Origin of the sequence: Colwellia sp. BRX10-1 (assembly GCF_014077545.1) — a bacterium.
Taxonomy (GTDB): Bacteria; Pseudomonadota; Gammaproteobacteria; order Enterobacterales; family Alteromonadaceae; genus Colwellia_A.
Genome location: NZ_JACGWC010000117.1, coordinates 1 through 341 on the forward strand (window position 1 = coordinate 1; position 341 = coordinate 341).

Sequence of the window (341 nt, forward strand, 5' to 3'; positions counted from 1 at the left end):
TTAAGCGTAAGTTGGTTGCGGGAGCCAGATTTGAACTGACGACCTTCGGGTTATGAGCCCGACGAGCTACCAGACTGCTCCATCCCGCGTCCGAATGTCCTAATACCTTCTTAGGAAAGCCAAGTCGTTTTAATTCAAACTTAAGAATTTGCTTTTTATACTTAAGCGTAAGTTGATTATCGGAGCCCATATCTGATTGAAAGGGAACTGACGACCTGCTTTTTATACTTAAGCGTAAGTTGGTTGCGGGAGCCAGATTTGAACTGACGACCTTCGGGTTATGAGCCCGACGAGCTACCAGACTGCTCCATCCCGCGTCCGAATGTCCTAATACCTTCTTA

General features: G+C 46.6%; 2 tRNA genes. Both read right to left on the reverse strand.

Annotated elements, in window-relative coordinates:
- Positions 1–12: 12 nt before the first annotated feature.
- Positions 13–89 (reverse strand) — tRNA-Met (locus tag H4J75_RS19790).
- A gap of 151 nt (positions 90–240) precedes the next feature.
- Positions 241–317 (reverse strand) — tRNA-Met (locus H4J75_RS19795).
- Positions 318–341 lie beyond the last annotated feature (24 nt).